Genomic DNA, 20,607 nt, shown 5'->3' on the forward strand with positions numbered 1-20,607 from the left:
TTGATTCCCTCTGCTCTATGTCATTTAAGATGGATTTTTTTGTTTCGATGAAAACAGCTTTTCAACTGCACCCAGAATGAAAATAAAGAACACTGGGACAAAGAAAATTGCCAGAATCGTCGCTGAAATCATGCCGCCAAATACACCTGTACCTAAGGCATGCTGTGTTTCTGAACTTGCCCCTGAGGCGATGACCAATGGAATGACACCACAAGTAAAGGCTAAGGAGGTCATCAGAATCGGGCGTAAACGAAGTTTGGCTGCGGCAACGGTGGCCTCGACTAAACTCATGCCTTCTTCTTTCAGCATCTTGGCAAATTCAACAATCAAAATCGCGTTCTTTGCAGATAAACCAATAATGGTAATCAGACCAATTTTAAAGAACACATCATTCATTAAGCCACGAGACATAATCGCAACCACAGCGCCAAAAATACCCAATGGGACCACCAGCATCACTGAAAGCGGAATTGCCCAACTTTCATAAAGTGCAGCGAGTACGAGGAATACCACTAGCATAGAAAGGGCCAGCAGGAATGCCATCTGAGATTCAGATTGTTTTTCCTGCAAGGAAATACCTGTCCATTCATAACCAATGCCTTTTGGCAATTTGGCAATCAGGTGCTCCATTTCACGCATAGCATCGCCTGATGAGGTATCAAAATTCGGGATACCTGCAATACTTAACGATGGGCGACCGTTATAGCGGTTATATTGCTGGGGTGCTTTATTCCATTGCGGTGTCACCACTTCAGACAGAGAAACCAACTGCCCATTTGAACCCATCACTTTCAGATTCAAAATATCTTTGAGTTGCATACGTGATTTGGCATCGACCTGAACGATCACTTGTTGCATACGTCCCTGATTTGGGAAATCGTTGATATACATCGAACCCATTGAAGTTGAAATAATGTCGGAAACATCAGAGAACTTCACACCCAGAACATTCAATTTTGCACGGTCAATTTTTAAAGAAATATTGTCGCCTTGCGGTAAGCCTTCATTCCAGACCATATAGAACTTTTTGTTCTTGGCAGCCATTTCCATGAGCTGGTCTTGTGCAGCTAAAAGTACAGGCATGCCCAAGTTGGCACGGTCTTGCAAGCGTAAGCTAAAGCCTGAAAAAGTCCCAAGTTCATCAATGGCAGGAGGTAGTACCGCCATTGTTGCACCTTCTTTACTATGTGCCATCGTGGCATTAACCGCATTGGTCATTTCAGTTGCTGTCGAAGTACGGTCTTTAAAGTCGGTTAATGTGGTAAAAGCCACAGCCACGTTTTGACCTGCACCACTAAAGCCCCAACCCATGATGGTCGTGTTACTTTTAACATTTGGATTGTCTTTTAGACTGCTTTCAAATTCATTGACCACACCTCGCGTTCTTTCAGCAGTGGCGTCCGATGGCAATTGGAACGACGTCAGGAACCAGCCTTGGTCTTCTTCTGGCATAAATGCTGTAGGCCAATACTTCATACCTGCAAAGGTAAGGCCTGTAATCACTACAAAGATCACCATCATTGGAATAGTATGTTTAATCACTTTAAGCAGGATCAATTCATACTTTTTAGTGACTTTGTCGAAGCTGCGATCAAACCATGCAAAAAAGCCTTTCTTCTGATGATGGCCATCAATTGGTTTAAGAATCGTGGCACACAATGCAGGCGTTAAGATTAATGCCAATAATGCTGAGAACAGAATTGAGACTGACATGGTTAAGGTAAATTGTTGATAAATAATACCGACCGAACCACTGGCAAAGGCCATCGGTAGGAACACCGCTGCCAAGACTAAGGTAATCCCAATAATCGGACTGGTAATTTCCTTCATAGCCTTGGAAGTTGCTTCTTTTGGAGGAAGCCCTTCAGTCGCCATAATTCGTTCAACGTTTTCGACCACCACAATCGCATCATCGACGATGATACCAATCGCAAGTACCATACCAAACATGGTCAGTACGTTAATCGAGAAACCTGCTAGTAGCATCACCGCAAATGTACCGAGTAGCGCAATCGGTGCAACAATCGCTGGAATTAAGGTATAACGAACATTATGCAAGAATAAATACATGACAATGAAAACCAGTACCATGGCTTCAAGTAAGGTATGAATCACTTTTTCAATCGAAATTTTGACAAAAGGTGCGGTGTCATAAGGAATACTGAAGTGCATGCCTTCAGGTAAGTTGAGTTTTAATTCCTCAATTTTTGCTCTTACACCTTCCGCTGTTTTGACAGCATTTGCACCAGGACTGAGCTGAATCGCAGCAGCCGTTGCAGGTTTGCCATCTTCTAAAATCGCAAAGTTATAGGCCTGTGAACCCATTTCAACTTCAGCCACATCAGAAAGTTTAATCACGCTGCCGCTGGTTTTACTTTTTAGGCTGATATTTTTAAATTGTTCAACATCGCCTAATTGACCTTGTGCCGATAGTGGGACAGTAATCAATTGACCCTTTGCTGCAGGGAGATCACCTAATCGTCCTGGTGCGATCTCGACGTTATTTTCACGGATAGCATTATTAACGTCACTAATTGATAAACCATAAGACACCAGTTTATTGGGATCAACCCAAATACGCATGGCTTTTTCAGCACCGAAGGATTGAACTTTACCAACACCTTCAACACGTTTCAGTTCTTCGACCACGTTACGGACCAAATAATCACTCAGATCAACTTCGGAATACTGTCCATTGGGTGAGTTGATTCCGACCAACATCAAGAATCCCGATGACGATGCCTCAACCTGCAAGCCTTGTTGACGAACTACTTGCGGTAAACGTGCTTCAATGGCTTTGATTTTGTTTTGTACATCAACCTGTGCCATATCCACATCTGTACCCGGTTTAAAGGTCGCAGAAATCTCTGCAGTACCTGAGGTATCAGTAGTTGAGCTATAGTACAGTAGATTTTTCACCCCTGACATTTCACGCTCAATCAAGGTAACTACACTGTCATTAATGGTCTTGGGTGTAGCACCTGGATAAGTCGCACTAATATTGACTTGTGGTGGTGCAACACTTGGAAAGCGGGCAATCGGCAATTTCGGAATACTGAGTACCCCAAATAAAATAATGAAAATCGCAATCACCCATGCGAAGACAGGGCGGCGAATGAAGAATTGTGACATCATCATTGAGCTCCTTGTGTTGCAGGTACTTTCCACATGCTTATTTCAAGTTTTTGATTCGGCTGAATACGATCAACACCTTCTACAACGATTTTATCGCCTGTTTTAAGGCCTTTATTGGCGATGTAGAACTGATCATATTGTTGTCCCAGTTCAATCGGGCGAATATCTGCGGAACCTTTGGCATTGATCACATAGACTTGCGGGTCGCCATTGATATTGCGTTGAATTGCTTGAGCTGGGACAAGCAAAGCTTGAGGCACTGAAGCGCGGTCGATATTGACGCGGACATACATGCCTGGGAGGAGTTTTCGTTCAGGATTCTGAACTTCGATACGGATGGTGACATCACCTGTTTCAGGGTCAACATTAATGTCCTCAAATAGCATTTTGGCAGTGACGTTATACGCTTGACCATGGCTATTAGAAATACGTACAGTTTTTTCATTATTGGCAGACAACTCACCACTTTGTAGCGCAGCTTGCAAACGTTCGTATTCACTAATCGACTGTTTTACATCAACATAGACTTTATCGATCTGCTGTACCGTTGCCATAGTATTGGCATCACCTTGGCTGACCAATGCACCTTCAGTGACAAAAGACTGTCCGATCCGACCTGAAATTGGTGCGCGTACCGTGGCGTATTGCAAATTCAAGTTTTGACGCGTAAGCAGGGCCTTCATTTGCGCAACATCAGCCAAAGCTTGACGATATTCGGCTTGCGCATTACTGACTTCTTGTTTACTGATGGCATTGCTTGGCAGTAATTGTTCATAGCGTTCTAATTGAACTTTTAAACGGACCACTTCAGCTTCGGCCTTATTGAGAGAGGCTTGGTTACTATTCACATCAGCCTGAAAAGTTTCCGCGTTAATTTTATAAAGTGCTTGACCTGCTTTAACTTCACTGCCTTGTTTAAATAGCACTTTTTCAATAATGCCACCGACTTGTGGGCGAATTTCAGCAGTTCGGAAAGCCTGTACCCGTGCTGGCAAGTTTTCGCTAAAGTTCACCGATTGCGGCTGAATATTTAAAACGCTCACTTTGGCAGGGGGTGTTTCTGCTGGCTTTGCCTCCTCAGAACCACAGCCTTGTAGAACAAGTCCGATAGATAAAAATAATGGAAGTAATAGATGCTTTTGCATTCTGTCCAAACCTTGGGAGTTTTTGATGCTGGCATTATTTTCGAACTTTGTGTAACGATCATCGCTGAAGTGTGGAAAAAGTGTGGAGATCAACAGATAAATCATCGTATGATGAATCGATTGTTTTATTGATCTAAATCCTTATGTTTGAGCACTCTTTTTCTTTCGATTGCCATGACAAACTTATTCTTGTCGTAGAGGATGAGTATGATATTGGGGACATTATTGAGCACTATCTTAAGCGTGAAGGGATGCGCGTGATTCGGGCAATGAATGGTAAACAGGCGATTGAAATCCATGCCGCACAAACAATCGATCTGATTGTCTTGGATATTAAATTACCTGAACTGAATGGCTGGGAAGTATTAAGCAAAATTCGTCAAAAGGCGCAAACCCCTGTGATTATGCTCACCGCATTGGATCAGGAAATTGATAAAGTCATGGCATTACGGATCGGTGCCGATGATTTTGTCGTCAAACCATTCAATCCGAATGAGGTGGTGGCGCGTGTTCAAGCGGTGCTGCGACGCGCTCAGCAAAGCCAGCAGGTACCCAATAAAAATCCAAGTTATAAAAATATTGAAATTAATACCGATATTCATAGTGTCTATATTCATCAGCAGCATAAGAAGGTGATGCTGAATTTAACCCTGACTGAATATAAAATCTTGCTACAAATGATTGATCATCCTCATAAAGTATTTACCCGAAGTGAACTGCTGAATCATTGCCTACCAGATAGTGACGCTTTAGAGCGCACCGTTGATAGTCATGTCAGTAAGCTCAGGAAAAAACTGGAAGAACACGGTTTGCAACAGATGTTGATTAACGTGCGTGGGGTCGGTTATCGCCTCGATCATCCTGTGGAATGAGCGTGTTTTGAATGTTGATGGCTTTAATTCTAGTGATCAGATTTTCTCTTCTGTGACTTAAAGGATGTAAACAAGCGTTTAAATCCATTTTTGATTTTTGCCCAATATTCTTTACCCAATAAGGCAATCACGATTAACAGTAGAATTTCACCCCCAATCGCCATTGCTGTCATGATCAATGCTTTATGCGGGATGTCTAAGAATGGAACGATAGGAAAGGCAAGCCAGTAAGCGATGACTATGGCCAAAAGCACGAAGCCTATTTTCTTGCGTAGATTGAGTTTTGGTTTTTGCATTTTGGTCACATCAATAAAATTTTGATGCTGCTATTTTTGGAAAGGTTCGAGGAGCAATGATCTTGAATGTGTGGAAAAGTGTGTAAATCACTAAAAAAATCAGCGTATCATGTGAAAAATTTAGGTTAATTGATTGGACAAATCCAATGAAGAATAAGTCAGGTATTAGTAAACAGTTGTTTATCGCATTAAGTATCGTGAACTTAAGCGTGACGCTGTTTTCTATTTTGCTTGGCTATTTTATTTATAACTATGCCATTGATGTGGGCTGGATCACTTTAAGTTCCTTGCAGGAAGATTGGACCGAATTTCATTTTGTAGACTGGATTTGGCTATCTACAGTGATTTTTTGTGGGGGTGTCATTTCGATCATTATCGGGATGCATTTGGCCCAGCGGTTTATTAAGCCGATTAATTTCTTGGCAGATGCAGCAAAGAAAATCAGTCAGGGTGATCTTTCCGCACGGGCAGATGATAGTCAAATTCATTCCACTGAAATAGCTGAGTTGATGCAGAATTTTAATCATATGGCGCAGCAACTAGAAAGCTCGGTTGAAAATGCACAGGTCTGGAATGCCGCAATTGCACATGAATTGAGAACACCAATCACGATTTTGCAAGGCCGCTTACAAGGCGTTTTAGATGGGGTGTTTCAACCTGATGAAGCATTGTTTAAAAGCTTGCTCAATCAGGTGGAGGGATTATCACATTTGGTTGAAGACCTGCGGACACTCAGTTTGGTGGAAAATCAGCAGCTGAGATTAAATTATGAAAAGATTGATTTTAAATTGCATGCGGAGAAAGTTTTAAAACTGTTCGAAGATCGCTTGGCAAAAGCGCAACTTATTCCTGTATTGGAGGTCAGCGCCACATTTATAAATTGTGATCGTCGGCGTATCGAGCAGGTTCTGATTGCCTTGATTGAAAATGCAATTCGCTATGCCAATGCAGGCACATTAAAAATTTCCTCAAAGCAAGTCTCGGATGAATGGATCTTACAAATCGAGGATGAAGGACCAGGTATTGCGCAGGATTATCAACAGGATTTATTCAATCCTTTCTTTAGATTGGAACAGTCTAGAAATAAAGAATTTGGTGGGACTGGCTTAGGTTTAGCTGTTGTACATGCGATTGTCATTGCACATAAAGGTGCAATCGAATATAGCAACCCGAATCACAATAGTGTATTTACGATCCATCTGCCTGTTCACGTTTAATCTAAGTGATTTAGGTGATTGTTAGCGTTCGACTATGCTCATAAAGATCTGCTATGAATAAAAGAAGAGGTGTTGATTTAGCACCACCTCCTCAACAGAATCGTGCTGTTGCTGAAACATTGATAAAATTAATAATTTTTAATTGATTGATATTTATAAATAAAAAACATGGCATTCAATTTGTATTAACCACAGTGAAAGATAAATTGTGTTTAACAACAAATTTGGAGCAAAACATGAGTAGAAAAATTCGATTAGGTGCATTTATTCCAGCTACTGGACAACATGTCGCTGCATGGCGACATCCTGAATCGCAACCGACCAAAGCAGTGGATTTTGATTTTATTAAAGAGCAGGTACAACTTGCTGAAAAAGGCTTATTTGATGCCTATTTCTTGGCAGATGGTCTCGCCGTTAATTTCGGACAAGCTGAGAAAACAGGCTATAGCGATAAGGTAGCGGGCTTTGAACCTGTCACCTTGTTCGCAGCTTTATCAACGGTGACCAAACATATTGGTTTTATTGCAACTGCATCAACCACCTATGAAGAACCGTATTTATTGGCGCGTAAATTTGCTTCTTTGGACCATCTCAGCCATGGTCGAGCAGGATGGAATGTAGTGACCTCTGCTTCGGAAGCTGCCGCGGCTAACTTCGGTTATGAACAACAAATTCCACATGCAGAGCGTTATGAGCGCGCACAGGAATATGTTGATCTGATTAAAAAACTTTGGGACAGCTGGGAAGATGATGCCTTTATTCATGACAAGGCATCAGGTGTGTTTTATGACCCTGAGAAAGTGCATAACCCGAACCACAAAGGCAAATACTATGCGGTAAAAGGTGCTTTGAATGTGCCGCGTACACCACAAGGTTATCCTGTGATTGTACAAGCGGGGCAGTCAGGGCCGGGACGTGATCTAGCAGCTCGGTATGCCGAAGTTATTTTCACGGCCAATCAAAAGCTGGAAGATGCGCAAGAGTTTTATCGTGATGTAAAAAGTCGTTTGGCCAAATATGGGCGTTCAGCCGATGAGCTTTTAATTTTACCGGGCGTTTCTGCGTTTGTGGGTCGTACTGAAGAAGAAGCGCGTGCCAAATACCAACAGCTTACAGACCTGATTCACCCAGAAGCAGGGCTTGCCTTGTTGAGTGGGTTAAGTGGCGGCTTTGATTTTTCAGGCTATGATTTGGATGGTCCATTCCCAGAATTGGGTGAAGGCCAAGGCATGGTGAGTCGTCCTGCTCTAATTGCAGATATTGCCAAGAAAAACAATTTCAGTATCCGTCAGCTGTATGAATGGGTGGCGGGTGCACGAGGACATTGGCAATTGATTGGTACACCTGAGCAGATCGTCGATCAATTACAACAATGGTTTGAAAATGAAGCCGCGGATGGTTTTAATATTTTGCCACCAAGTACACCTGCTGGGTTAAATGATTTTGTTGAATTGATTGTGCCTGAGCTACAACGCCGTGGACTGTTCCGTACTGAATATGAAGGAACGACCTTACGTGAAAACCTAGGCTTGGCACGTCCAGAAAATCAATATGTCCTTGCCCGACAAGCTGAAAAAAACAAAGCCAGTTAAAATCATGTTAAAACTAAATCATGAATCAAAGTAACAAGAGTGACTTTTAAGCGTCACTCTTGTGTTATCACAATTGAATTGAGTGAAAAATGCAATATAGAAAATTAGGTCAAACTGATATTGATGTTAGTGTCATCGCCCTCGGCACCATGACTTGGGGCGAGCAGAATTCTGAATCCGAAGCGCATGAGCAGTTGGATTATGCAGTGGAGCGCGGCGTAAATCTGATTGATACGGCTGAAATGTATCCCGTACCACCGAAACCCGAGACACAAGGCTTAACTGAACAATATATTGGGACATGGTTAAAGCAGTCACAGAAACGAGACCAAGTATTGATTGCAACCAAAGTGGTAGGCCGTTCAGGGAAATTAACCCAAGCCTCGTATTTTCGTTCGGGTCAAACCAAGTTGGATCGAGCCAATATTGAAACTGCGCTACATGATAGCCTGAAACGTTTACAGACGGATTATGTTGATCTATATCAGCTTCATTGGCCTGATCGCAGTACCAATCATTTTGGTGAATTGGGCTATACGCATGTTGAAAATGAAGAAACGGTTCCAATTGTAGAAACCTTGACAGTTTTGTCCGATTTGATTCGAGCAGGCAAGATCCGACATATTGGCTTATCCAATGAAACACCCTGGGGCGTGAGTCAGTTTTTAAAGTATTCCGAAACATTGGACTTAGCGCGGGTTGTTTCCATCCAAAATCCATATAACTTATTGAACCGTAGTTTTGAAATTGGCAATGCCGAAATCGCCATACGAGAACAGGTCGGATTACTGGCTTACTCACCTTTGGCTTTTGGTGCTTTGACAGGAAAATACTTAGATGGTGCACAACCAGCAGGCGCACGTTTAACCTTATGGGAACGCTTTGCCCGTTATAAAGGGCAAGCCTCTGAAGATGCAATTCGTCGTTATGTAGCATTGGCCAAACAATATGATTTAGATCCTGCCCAATTGGCTTTAGCCTATGTAAATAGTCGCCGTTTTGTCACCAGTAATATTATTGGGGCGACCAATTTAACTCAGCTTAAAACCAATATTGAAAGTATTGACCTACAGTTAACTGATGAGGTCATTCAGGGAATTGAGCAAATCCATCAAGCCCATCCTAATCCCGCACCTTAAGGCATAGATAATCTCCTATAATTTAACTTTGGTTTTGTTCAGGACAGTTGAGTCAATCCAACTGTCTTTTTTTATTTTTAGAACAAAGCGACTGAGTCTCTATATCAAAAAATAAGAAATAGAAACCTTGAAATGTGCTGTTTTGGTATAAGCAGGGTGTTGGAAAATCAACAGTGCTTCAACAGAGAGAAGTGGATGTGTTTTTATAAATATCAATATAAAACAATTGCTTAATAATTGGCATGCTGCTTGCAAAGATCAAAGTATATAAATCAAAGATTGATTTTATGCAGGCTGAGGAGCACAGGATGAAGATGTTGCGTTGTTGTATGGAAAGTTAATTTCTCTCTCATTTTTTAATTCATTTAGTTCGAATCTTTTTCGGTGTGATTGCTTATTCAGTCACACATAGGATTTTTTTACTCAAATTTTATGGTTTTAGTTTTAGGGGTTTTATTGGTGAAAAAACATTATCTCTCTTTATCGATTGCTTTGAGCATTGCAACACTGTTGGGAAGCGGCACAGCTCAAGCAGCAGAAGATATTGATACAACATTAGCGCAATTACAGGCGCAATTGACTGCTCTACAGCAGCAGGTCAATGCATTAAAGCAAAAGAAGCAAGCTTCAACGGAGCTGAGTGAGACAGCGCAACTTACAGCCCAAGATGATGCATCGGCAGAGGCTCAGGAAGAAAATACGGAGCATAGTTTTGCGACTCAAAGTGAGCTGGCAGGTTTCCGAAGTGATTTAGAAAACTATAAATATGATCAATCACGCCAATATGAGCGGACTTCGGTGAAGTCGACACGAGATGCAACTTTATATGGAACTGTGCAAGTTCGGGCACAAACACAAAGTCGAGATACCTCTGCTGGGAACCCTGCACCAGTTACACCTCGTCGTAATACGTTTGATATCCCTACGGCTTTATTCGGGGTTAGAGGAAATTTATATCGAGATTATAAAGAAGGCAAAAACTTAGATTACCAATTGTCTTTTAGCTACGGCAAGCGTACGGGTACAGCAGGCAGTGCCAGCGATTTGAATTTGGCTGATGCTTTTTTACGCTATAACTTTACTTCAACCAATGGTGGTCCTGAAGTCCCACGTTTAAACGTGACGCTGGGGCAACAATTGATTCCCTTTGGCTTAGACCCACAATCTCCAGAGGATTTACGACCGACCATTAATGTTGCAACAGGATTGGCGCAATTGGGGCTATTCAATCGTCAGACAGGTCTGATAGTTCGTGGTGATGTAAAACCATTTGTTGATTATTCATCAAACTATCGTGCACCGTTATTTGAATATGCTTTGGGGGTGGTCAATGGCAATGGCACCAATAAAGTCGATGACAATGACAAGAAAGATTATATCGGACGAGTGGCTTTTACCTTACCCGTTGATTATGCCAGTTGGTTCCGTGAGTTGAAATTTGGTGCTTCCTATCTCAAAGGCAGTAAAAACGTTATCGCAGGCAGTAATGTTCTCGATGGTAACGGTCGCAATGATCGTCTGGGCTTCGATATCTACTATAACCATGCACCGTTTGGCGTGACTTATGAATATGTCAAAGGACTCAGTGATTATGCAACTGCGACAGGTTCAAGCTCAGAAGTAAAGTCTGAAGGGCATACCGCAACCCTGTTTTATACCTTTGGCGATCAATTTTATAACAGCGTGAAATCCGTTGCCAAGTTTGATGACTTCTGGCCGAAATCAATTCAGAGCTTCTATCGCTATGACAGCTATAACCCAAATAAAGGCGCAGATGTGATCGGCATTGCTGGGCATGGACTCGGCAAAGTCGATATTCATACCTTGGGGCTAAATTTCTTCTTCGCACAAACCACCAAATTCCAATTAGGGCTGAATCGCTGGAGCTATGACCACGAGACAGCTGCGCAGAAAAACTTCTCAGAAGTACAAGCGCAATTCCAATACACCTTTTAATTTTCCAATATGAGTAATGACACAATGAAATTTTTGACGAAACATTTATTTATTGGTGCAGCGGCAGGTTTGCTGGTTGCCACCAGTTTCTCAGCTTTTGCTGAAACCAATCCCACAGAAATCCGACTGGGGGTTCCCGGTGCAGGTGTAGGTGGAAAACCTAAAGTCGGAGGAAGTGCTTATGCAAGTGCCAATCTACGCGGCATTTTGGAAAAAGAATTTGCCAAAGATGGCATCAAGGTGAAATGGTCATTTTTTCCAGGTGCAGGACCCGCGCTAAATGAAGCTTTAGCCAATAAAAAGGTCGATTTTGGTATCGGGCATGGCGATCTACCTTCGATTGTCGGACGTTCAACGGGTTTGAAATCCAAACTTTTATTTGTGACGGGACGTTTTGGACCTGTGTATTTTGCAGTGCCATCAGATTCAGGTGCGAAAAGTCTGGCGGATTTAAAAGGCAAAACCATTTCTGTGTTTAAAGGCACCAATCAACAGCTAATCCTCGGTCGTTTATTACGGAAATATGGTTTCACTGAAAAAGATTTCCGTGTGATCAGTCAGGACTTTTATTCAGCTCAAACCTCGCTTTCCACGGGTGATATTGATGGTTTGATTACCAGTCCTTGGACATTAGAAGCACGTGGTGTGGCAAAGCGTATTTTAGAAGTACGTAAAGATCCAAATCTGAATGGCCCATTGGTGGCATGGGTGAGTGAGGATTTTGAGAAGAAATACCCACAAATTGTGCAGCGTGTGGTGACCACATTTATTAAAGATAACGTGTGGAGCTCCGATGAAAAGAATCGTGATACCCAATATAAACTCTGGGCGCAAAGTGGCGTGCCTTATCTAGACTATAAAAAAGACTGGGATGATTACTCGCTGAAAGATCGTAACTCACCATATTTTGATGATTATGCAGTCAATTCTTTAAAGAAATCGGTTCAGCAATCGATTGATTACAAACTGATTCGCCGTCCAGTGGATGTGGATTCTTGGATTGAACCGAAGTATCTGAACAGCGCAATTCAAGAGCTCAAACTAGAAAACTTCTGGCCAAAATTTGATGTAAATGGCAACCGTAAAAAGTAATTGTGATTTGGGTTAGACCAAGGGTGTGTATGCCTTTGGCTAGCCAGTTTATTTGTTCACCATTTTAGGAATGACCTATGCGTCAGGAATCGGTTGCTCAGGTCGAACTGGGTCAGGGGCACTTTGTATTGGGCTTTATTGGCTTAGCATTGTGCGCAGGCTTGGGGATTGGAATTGCGAAAATCGTCACTTCTTTATATGCGGTGCAGTTAGCTGCGAATGAGTTTGAAATGGGGTTGATTGCCGCGGTACAGAGTCTCGGTATTTTGCTGATCGGATTGCCAATTGGTCTCTTAGTACAACGCTATGGGCCTAAGACAATGTTTGTATTAGGAAGTTTTCTCGCAGCGCTGGTGTATGTCACGGTGCCATTTTATCCAGCTATTTGGTATCTGATTTTAGCTACTTTCTTGGTTGGGTTATGCATGCCGATGCGGTTTGTTTCACTCAATACAGTCTATATGCAGCATTTAAAAAGCATAGGTGCTGCTCGGGCGGGATGGTTTAGAGGCACACATATGATGGGGTTCTTTCTGGTTGGCCCTTTACTGGCAGTGAGCTTGGTAAGTGCGGTGGGATTCTCAGGTGCGTTTTGGTGGATTGCTGGACTTTTTCTTTTACCGATATTGTTTACACCCTTGGCCTTTGGCGTAAGCCCAACAGGAATTAGTCAGGCAGAGCGAGATGAGGCATTTAGCCTTGCTGTTATTGCCAAGCAATTGGTTTTATTAAAGCAAGATCAGGCTTTACGCCGCACCAGTTTGATTGAAATGGCGAGCAATGCGGTGATGGCGTACTACGGCTTTTTCATTATTGTTATTGCAATCAAGGATTTTGGCTTGAGTGAAACGATTGCTGCCAGTTTGGTAACGCTACAAGGAGCTGTGTTTGTCGTAGCCTTATTTACGACGGGAGCTTTGCTGACACGATGGGGAATAAAACGCTTTTATCAAACGGGTTTTGCTTTTGTTGCGGTGGCATCTGTGATGCTGGGCATACCTAAAATTTCCGTGCTGCTTTGGGTGGGTGCTGTGATTCTGGGCTTGGGTCTCGCGATGCTGCATATCGTCAATTTCACCATGTTTGCCAATGTGGGTGAACGCTTGGGAATGGCAAAGGTTTCAGGATTAACCGCGATGGCAGGACCCGCAGGTGCGTTATTGGGAAGTATTGTGGGAGGCTGGTTGGGTCACTATTGGGGCTTACAGTCGATGTTTCTTATTTCAGCGGTTTTATTTGGCGGGCTGATCGGTTTTTCTCAGCAACTTACACAAGTTTTTATAGCACCGCCGCTAGAGATTGAAATGTATTCGGAAATAGAGGGTCAATAAAATGAGTAGTATCGAAACTCAATTAGAAAATGAACACACTTGGCAGCGAATCAATTTAGCCCCTTATTTCAAGCAAATTGGCCTATGGGCAGTTCGTATTGTATTGGCTTTGGTTTTACCTGCGATTGCATTGGCGGTTTGGCATTATGCCTTTCAGAAGCAATGGTTACCTGAACAAATTTTGCCTAGCCCAGCCTTAGTTTGGCAAACCACGTTGGAGCTCATAGATACGCATGAGTTACAGGATAATTTATGGATCAGCTTAAAACGGGTTGCTTGGAGTGTCTTGGTCGGGGGGAGCGTCGGGTTGTTCTTAGGTTTCCTGATTGGATTATCACGTATCGCACACAAGTTTATTTATCCCACTTTTAATCTGATTGCGCAATTTCCAGTGATTGGCTGGATTCCATTACTGATGATTTTTTTAGGTATTGATGAAAGTCTAAAAATTGCAGCGATTTCACTGGCGGTATTTGTACCTGTGCTGGTTGCGACTTATCGAAGTGTCTTGAATGTACCTCCGCATTTATTAGAAGTCTCTCAGGTGTATCGCTTTAGTACATGGCAGCGATTTCGCCGTGTCATTTTGCCTTCTGCATTACCGAATATTGTTAGTGGCTTACGTCAGGGGATTATGCAAGCGTGGTTGTCTCTGGTTTTTGTCGAGCTGTTAGCCAGTAGTGAAGGAATTGGCTATCTGATCGTGTGGGGACGGCAACTGATCCAACCTGACATTATTTTTATGGCTGTCATTGTGATCGGGATTGTTGGTTTTGTTTTAGATCATATCTTGGGCTGGGTTGAACGCTGGTTTAGCCATTGGCAACGCAGTGCATTTTAAAGAGGGATTGAATATGTCTATTAGGTCTACATCAAAACCAAGATTTAATTTCAGTTATTTAAACGTTTACGGTTTGGTGCTGCCGATTGCTTTCATTATGTTGTGGGCGATCGCATCCAAGTTGAATTGGGTCAATCCTAAACTCATTCCAGCACCATTTGAGGTGGTGCAGATTGCAATTCATCAATTTCAGCAGCAAGAGTTTTGGACAGGTTTAGGCGCAAGTCTGTTCCGTGATCTGACGGGTTTTGTCTTGGGCAGTATTCTAGCCATTATTTTTGGCATTGTCGTAGGGGTCTCACGCTGGGCCAATTATTTATTTTTACCTAGTTTTAATGTATTACGGCAGATTTCTTTGTTTGCTTGGTTACCGTTAATCACCACCTTTTTAGATTATGGCAATAGCGCAAAAATCTTATTTATTGTGCTTTCCGTCTTTTATCCAGTGGCCTTACATACCATCGATGGGGTAAGACAAATTCCATTGCATCAATACGAAGTTGCCAAAGTCTATCAATTTAATGCTTGGCAGACCTTGAGCAAACTGATTTTACCTGCGGCAGCCAGTCAAATCTTTCTGGGATTACAACTCGGTTTGATTTTCGCTTGGGTGGCGACCATCGGGGCAGAGTTCCTGTTGGCTAACTATGGTGTTGGACTAGGCAATATTGTGATTCGTGGGCGGGCTGCTTTAGATGTCGGTCTGATTGTATTTGGTTTAATTGTGATTGGTTTTATCGGTGTGGCGTGGAATAGCTTAGCCAATATAGCTGAGCGTCGTATTCTGGTTTGGCGACGTTAGGAGAATAATAAAATGAAACAACAGAATTTTCGGCAGTTTTTCAAACGTCGCTTTAAATCGCTTGGGCAGCTCAGTGTATTCAGTTTAATGGCATTCAGTCTCATGGCATGTAGTAAACAATCTGACACTCCAGCCAATCAGGTACATGAACTCCGCTACCAATCTTTAACCAGTGTAGTGTCATTGCCTGAGCTGGCTGAAGACTTGGGTTATTTAGGTGACTTAAAGTTGAAATATGTGGGGAGCGTGCAAGGTGGTCCGCAGGACTTACAAGCATTAACCACGGGCGATGTAGATGTGGCAACTGCTTTTGATGGTGCAATCATTAAGCTTGCTGCGGCAGGGATTAAGATCAAAGCAGTGGTTGCCTCCTATGGCAGTGATGACAAAAGCTGGGTGGGCTATTACGTCCCGAATAATAGTCAGATTCATTCAGCGCGTGATTTGATCGGCAAAAAAGTGGCAGTAAACACTTTGGGTGCACATTATGAATTTGTTTTAAAAGACTATTTAGCTCGCCAAGGTTTAAGTAATGATGAAATCAATCAAGTTGAATTCGTAGTGTTGCCTCCCACCAATACCGAACAAGCTTTACGTGCTGGACAGGTAGATGCTGCAGCACTGGTTTCTATTTTCCAAGACAAGGCCTTGGAACGCGGTGGTCTAAGAAAACTGGTCTCAGATACGGATCTGTATGGCAGTTTTACCGCAGGCAGTTATGTTTTCACTGAAAAATTCATCCAGCAGCATCCAGAAGTGGTCAGGCAATTTGTCACAGGTGTTGCCAAAGCTGTGGAATGGACTAAGCAAACGCCTCGTGAACAAGTCTTAGCCCGCTTTAAAAGCATTATTGAAAAAAGAAAACGCAATGAAAGCGATGTATTGATGCAGTACTGGCGCAGCTATGGCGTAGTGAGCCAAGGTGGATTGTTAAACGCAGCGCAATATCAACGTTGGATTGACCTATTTGAGAAACGTGGTGAGTTTAAACCGAATCAGGTTAAGGCGGATGCTTTATTCACTAATCAGTTTAATCCCTATGCAAGTGAAAATAAAAATCTAGCTGACGGTCAGCACAGTAAGGAGCATAGCCAATGAGCACAAAATTAAAAATTGAAAATGTTTATAAGTCTTTTGCTGCCAAAAAAGTCAAAGGCGCAAAAGTCCAAGCAGAAGATTTTGTAGCGGTTGAAAATCTGTCTTTAGATGTCAAGGCGGGTGAGTTTGTTGCCATTGTTGGTCCGAGTGGATGCGGAAAATCAACATTGCTAGATCTTTTGGCTGGTTTAACCACACCAAGCTCAGGCCAAATCACTATTGATGGGCAAGCGATTAAAAAACCGGGGTTGGAGCGTGGCATTGTCTTTCAGCAATATGCACTGTTTCCGTGGTTAACGGCCCTAGAAAATATTGAGTTTGGCTTGGATGCAAAAGGTGTTGATAAACAACAGCGTTATCAAACGGCAAAGTATTTCCTAAATTTAGTGGGGCTGGCGGAGTTTGAACATCATTATCCCAATGAACTTTCAGGTGGCATGAAACAGCGGGTCGCAATTGCACGGAGTCTGGCCTATGACCCAGACATTCTATTGATGGATGAACCTTTTGCCGCACTCGATGCGCAGACCCGTGAAACCTTACAGGCTGAATTGGTCAAAATCTGGCAACAGACTCAGAAGACCATCATTTTTATCACCCATAGTATTGATGAAGCCATTTATTTAGGGCAGCGCATTGCCATTATGACCTCACGTCCGGGGCGAATCAAACAGGTGATTGAAGTTCCTGCTGAGCTACGAAGCGATCAGGAGGATGTACGTTCCAGCCCAGAATTCAGCCAATTGCGTCATCAGATTTGGAGCTTGTTACGTGAAGAAGTATTGAAGGCTCAAGAGCAGGAAAAACAGAAGCAGTTGGTTGCTTAAGCACAACGTATTTTAAAGATTAATAAGAAGCAGAGGTGATTATGTCGAGTACAAAAGAGACATTAACGTTTCCAAAAACAATTCAGTCCAGTTCCATTTCTTCTCCACCTAAGATCAGTTCTTTGGGGGATGGTTTTAATCTAAGCTGGCTTTCCACAAGTTTTAAACGATCAGCTGCGATTTTACTCTTTTTAGCCATCTGGGAAATCGTACCGCGGATTGGTTTGGTCGATTCCGCTTTCTTGCCAGCATTTTCCACCGTGTTGCTCAGTGGTTGGGGCTTGATCCAAAATGGACAACTCTTGACGCATTTGCAAGCCAGTTTAATCCGTTCTCTCAGTGGTTTTATTTTTGCGATCATTGTCGCGATTCCTTTGGGGCTGGCAATTGGTTGGTACACACGCTTTTCCGAGTTTCTGAGTCCTTTATTGGAAGTGTTCCGCAACACGGCTGCATTAGCTTTATTGCCTGTGTTTATTCTTTTTCTTGGGATTGGTGAAAGTTCGAAAATTGCATTGGTGACCTATGCCTGCACATGGCCAATTTTGCTGAACACGATTAGTGGTGTTCGAAATGTTGATCCATTGTTGATCAAGTCTGCACGAACCATGGGGCTGAGTTCGATTCAGTTATTCCGTAAAGTGATTTTACCCGCAGCGATTCCAACGATTTTTGTGGGGGTGCGTTTGGCAGGGTCTTTTTCAGTATTGATGCTGATTGCGGCTGAAATGGTTGGGGCAAAAGCAGGTCTGGGTTATCTGATTAATTATGCGCAATATAACTTCCAGATTCCTGAAATGTTCTTTGGCATCATAAGTATTACTACCATTGGCTTGCTGTTTAATTACAGTCTGCTTGCGATCGAAAAGCGTTTGACCGCTTGGAAAATCGAACGCTAGTCAGGAGTAGATTAACATGTTTAAGCAAGGCTGGGGAAAGCATCTATTTGATCTGAGTTGTATGGTGACAATGTCACTCATCTTGTTGGGATGTGCGAAACAAGAATCGAAACTGGACACATTGGATGGACCTGAATCTTTAGAATTTAAATATCTCGGTTCGCCAGGCATCGTTACTCCCTTAGAGCTGGCTGAAGATTTGGGTTATCTTGCGCCAATCAAATTAAGCTATCAGGGTGTTTCCACAGGCGGGCCACAAGGTATTCAATCTGCTTTGTCAGGTGATAGTGATATTAGTAGTCCAAGTTTTGCAGGTTCAGCGGTTAAAATGGTCGCCAGTGGCGTACCCGGCACTGTTGTGATTGCTGCCTATGGGACTTTCGATGATCCTTTTGCTGGCTATTATGTTCTTGAAAATAGTCCAATTCATTCAGCCAGAGATTTAATTGGTAAAAAGGTCGGCACCAATATTCTGGGTGCACAAGTGGAATATATGCTCAAGACTTACTTAAAAAAAGGAGGACTCAGCCCTGAGGAAATCAATCAGGTCACGCTTGTGGTCTTGCCACCTGGTTCTTCAGAGCAAGCACTAAGAAATGGTCATGTGGATTTAGCACCATTGACAGGCCCATCAATCGAACGGGGTGGTGTACGTCGTCTTTATCGTGATTATGACCTTGTTGGCGATCTGACAACTGGAACTTATGTCATGGCAAATCGCTATATAGCTGAACATCCGAATACCACACGTAAAGTGGTCACTGGCATTGCCAAAGCGATTGAGTGGTCTAGGCAACAACCGAGGGATCAGGTGATCGCACGCTTCGAGCAGATTTTGGAGAGGCGTAAACGCCCTGAAAATAATGCCATGTTAAAATATTGGACACAGTGGGGAATTCCAAGTACTGCTGGAAAATTTAAAAATAATGATTTTAAAATATGGGTGGATAATTTAATTGAAGAAGGTCAGTTAAAACAAAATCAGATTGATTATAAAAAGATATATAGCAATCAATATAATGAATATAGTCAAAATTAAATCATCTTTGTAGTTTAATTAACTGACGTTTATTTCTATTTTAATAAATGGAAATAACAAAGGTGAATTACTGATTTCTATTTAAGCAAATAGTCATGCAAGATAACTTCTCTTTTAGAACAATAGGGAAGTAAATGCATGTCATTCATTACTTATCCACAAAATCAGACTTTAACGCGTACTGAGCGTGCCACAGCAATGGTTTTTGAAGATCAAAAATCAAGAGATTTGCTGGATCGTATCGAACAGATTGCACCAAGCGAGGCCAGCGTCCTGATTATTGGCAATACTGGGACGGGGAAAGAACTGGTTGCCCGTCAGGTGCATATGATGAGCCAGCGTAGTCGTGGTCCTTTTGTGGCAGTAAATTGTGGTGCATTTACAGAATCATTGGCGGAAAGTGAACTTTTCGGACATGAAAAAGGTGCATTTACTGGTGCGATCAATAGCAAGGCGGGTTGGTTTGAAGCGGCGAATCATGGCACATTGTTTTTGGATGAAGTCGGTGATTTATCTCCTGCGATGCAGGTGAAATTGTTACGGGTCTTGCAAGAGCGTGAAATTGTTCGCGTCGGTTCACTCAAGCCAATTAAGCTGAATGTACGTGTCATTGCCGCAACCAATGTCCATCTCGATGAGGCAGTTCAAGCTGGTAAGTTTCGTGAAGATTTATTCTATCGTCTGAATGTGGCATTGCTGAAAGTGTCACCCTTGGCAGAACGTCCAGGGGACATTCTGCCGTTGGCTAATTTTTTTATTGCCCAATATTGCAAGCGTTTGGGTTATCCCATTGCGACACTGAGTCCAAGCGCAGTTCAGAAACTATTGACCTATGGCTATCCGGGTAATATTCGAGAACTGGAAAATGCCATTCATCATGCCTTACTGGTCTGCAAGAACCATCAAATTCAACCTACGGATTTTTGCTTTGCATCCTTATCCAGTAGCCTAAATTTACGACAAATTTCTGACTTGGAAAAAAGTACGCAAACCATTCCACGAACAGATTTATTGCCTAAACAAATGTTGCAGCATGCGCTTCTTAATTTATTTGAGTCCTCCCATGCCTTGAAAAATGAAAATCTTGATCGCTTGATTGAGGAAGCCACGATTCGTATTGCTTATGAATATTGCCATCGTAATCAGGTGCAAACAGCAAAGCTTTTAGGGATTAGTCGCAATATCGTGCGTGCACGATTGGTCAAATACGGCTTAGTGGGAAACGATAAAGTAGTCAATATTATGTTGGAAGAGTTATTAGGCTAGTTGTATTAAATAATCAGGTGACAGAAGTTCACCTTTTTATTGGTTGGAAATTACTTTGCT

17 protein-coding genes are annotated in these 20,607 nt (G+C 42.5%); 14 read left to right on the top strand and 3 right to left on the bottom strand.

Annotated elements, in window-relative coordinates; genetic code table 11:
* Nucleotides 1–24: 24 nt before the first annotated feature.
* Both B2727_RS10915 and B2727_RS10920 read right to left on the bottom strand, forming a co-directional pair.
* Complete coding sequence (locus B2727_RS10915) at nucleotides 25–3,135, bottom strand: efflux RND transporter permease subunit (protein ID WP_033134051.1); 3,111 nt, start codon at nucleotides 3,133–3,135, stop codon at nucleotides 25–27.
* Nucleotides 3,135–4,280, bottom strand: a complete 1,146-nt coding sequence (locus tag B2727_RS10920; RefSeq protein ID WP_033134070.1) for an efflux RND transporter periplasmic adaptor subunit — start codon at nucleotides 4,278–4,280, stop codon at nucleotides 3,135–3,137. Before B2727_RS10920 ends, B2727_RS10915 begins: the two co-directional genes overlap by 1 nt.
* A 143-nt stretch (nucleotides 4,281–4,423) precedes the next feature.
* Here B2727_RS10920 and adeR point away from each other — a divergent pair, with 143 nt between their 5' ends.
* Complete coding sequence (adeR, locus tag B2727_RS10925; protein WP_033134050.1) at nucleotides 4,424–5,152, top strand: efflux system response regulator transcription factor AdeR; 729 nt, start codon at nucleotides 4,424–4,426, stop codon at nucleotides 5,150–5,152.
* 29 nt (nucleotides 5,153–5,181) lie between these two features.
* On the opposite strand, the gene B2727_RS10930 is transcribed toward adeR, so the two are convergent.
* Complete coding sequence (locus B2727_RS10930) at nucleotides 5,182–5,448, bottom strand: transporter suffix domain-containing protein (protein WP_033134049.1); 267 nt, start codon at nucleotides 5,446–5,448, stop codon at nucleotides 5,182–5,184.
* A gap of 146 nt (nucleotides 5,449–5,594) precedes the next feature.
* Between B2727_RS10930 and adeS the strand changes: the two genes are divergently transcribed.
* From adeS to B2727_RS10995, 13 genes are all read left to right on the top strand, one after another.
* Nucleotides 5,595–6,665, top strand: coding sequence for a two-component sensor histidine kinase AdeS (gene adeS / locus B2727_RS10935; protein ID WP_033134048.1), 1,071 nt, complete (start codon nucleotides 5,595–5,597; stop codon nucleotides 6,663–6,665).
* Between the two features lie 236 nt (nucleotides 6,666–6,901).
* On the top strand, nucleotides 6,902–8,257 hold the full coding sequence (locus B2727_RS10940; protein ID WP_033134047.1) for an LLM class flavin-dependent oxidoreductase: 1,356 nt from the start codon (nucleotides 6,902–6,904) through the stop codon (nucleotides 8,255–8,257).
* A gap of 89 nt (nucleotides 8,258–8,346) precedes the next feature.
* Entirely contained in the window at nucleotides 8,347–9,396 is a 1,050-nt protein-coding gene (locus B2727_RS10945) for an NADP(H)-dependent aldo-keto reductase (RefSeq protein WP_241345078.1), read from the top strand.
* A 432-nt stretch (nucleotides 9,397–9,828) separates the two neighbouring features.
* Complete coding sequence (locus B2727_RS10950) at nucleotides 9,829–11,352, top strand: hypothetical protein (RefSeq protein ID WP_050511477.1); 1,524 nt, start codon at nucleotides 9,829–9,831, stop codon at nucleotides 11,350–11,352.
* 24 nt (nucleotides 11,353–11,376) lie between these two features.
* Nucleotides 11,377–12,444, top strand: coding sequence for an ABC transporter substrate-binding protein (locus tag B2727_RS10955; RefSeq protein WP_033134045.1), 1,068 nt, complete (start codon nucleotides 11,377–11,379; stop codon nucleotides 12,442–12,444).
* A 77-nt stretch (nucleotides 12,445–12,521) separates the two neighbouring features.
* Complete coding sequence (locus tag B2727_RS10960) at nucleotides 12,522–13,775, top strand: MFS transporter (RefSeq protein WP_033134044.1); 1,254 nt, start codon at nucleotides 12,522–12,524, stop codon at nucleotides 13,773–13,775.
* Between the two features lies 1 nt (nucleotide 13,776).
* Entirely contained in the window at nucleotides 13,777–14,616 is an 840-nt protein-coding gene (locus tag B2727_RS10965; protein ID WP_033134043.1) for an ABC transporter permease, read from the top strand.
* Nucleotides 14,617–14,629: 13 nt separating this feature from the next.
* Complete coding sequence (locus tag B2727_RS10970) at nucleotides 14,630–15,418, top strand: ABC transporter permease (protein WP_033134042.1); 789 nt, start codon at nucleotides 14,630–14,632, stop codon at nucleotides 15,416–15,418.
* Between the two features lie 12 nt (nucleotides 15,419–15,430).
* Nucleotides 15,431–16,516 carry an ABC transporter substrate-binding protein gene (locus tag B2727_RS10975; RefSeq protein ID WP_033134041.1) on the top strand — a complete coding sequence of 362 codons (1,086 nt, stop codon included), beginning with the start codon at nucleotides 15,431–15,433 and terminating at the stop codon, nucleotides 16,514–16,516.
* The gene (locus B2727_RS10980) at nucleotides 16,513–17,343 is read left to right on the top strand and encodes an ABC transporter ATP-binding protein (protein ID WP_033134040.1); all 831 of its coding nucleotides are present in this window, start codon (nucleotides 16,513–16,515) and stop codon (nucleotides 17,341–17,343) included. The genes B2727_RS10975 and B2727_RS10980 overlap by 4 nt, the downstream gene beginning before the upstream one ends.
* A 41-nt stretch (nucleotides 17,344–17,384) precedes the next feature.
* A complete protein-coding gene (locus B2727_RS10985; RefSeq protein WP_005204470.1) occupies nucleotides 17,385–18,242 on the top strand; it encodes an ABC transporter permease in 858 nt (285 codons plus the stop codon).
* A 16-nt stretch (nucleotides 18,243–18,258) separates the two neighbouring features.
* A complete protein-coding gene (locus tag B2727_RS10990) occupies nucleotides 18,259–19,281 on the top strand; it encodes an ABC transporter substrate-binding protein (RefSeq protein ID WP_033134039.1) in 1,023 nt (340 codons plus the stop codon).
* A gap of 138 nt (nucleotides 19,282–19,419) precedes the next feature.
* Nucleotides 19,420–20,547: a sigma-54 interaction domain-containing protein gene (locus B2727_RS10995; RefSeq protein ID WP_005187522.1), complete on the top strand. Its 1,128-nt coding sequence runs from the start codon at nucleotides 19,420–19,422 to the stop codon at nucleotides 20,545–20,547.
* Nucleotides 20,548–20,607 lie beyond the last annotated feature (60 nt).

It is taken from the genome of Acinetobacter sp. UBA991 (assembly GCF_002292065.1).
GTDB lineage: Bacteria > Pseudomonadota > Gammaproteobacteria > Pseudomonadales > Moraxellaceae > Acinetobacter > Acinetobacter higginsii.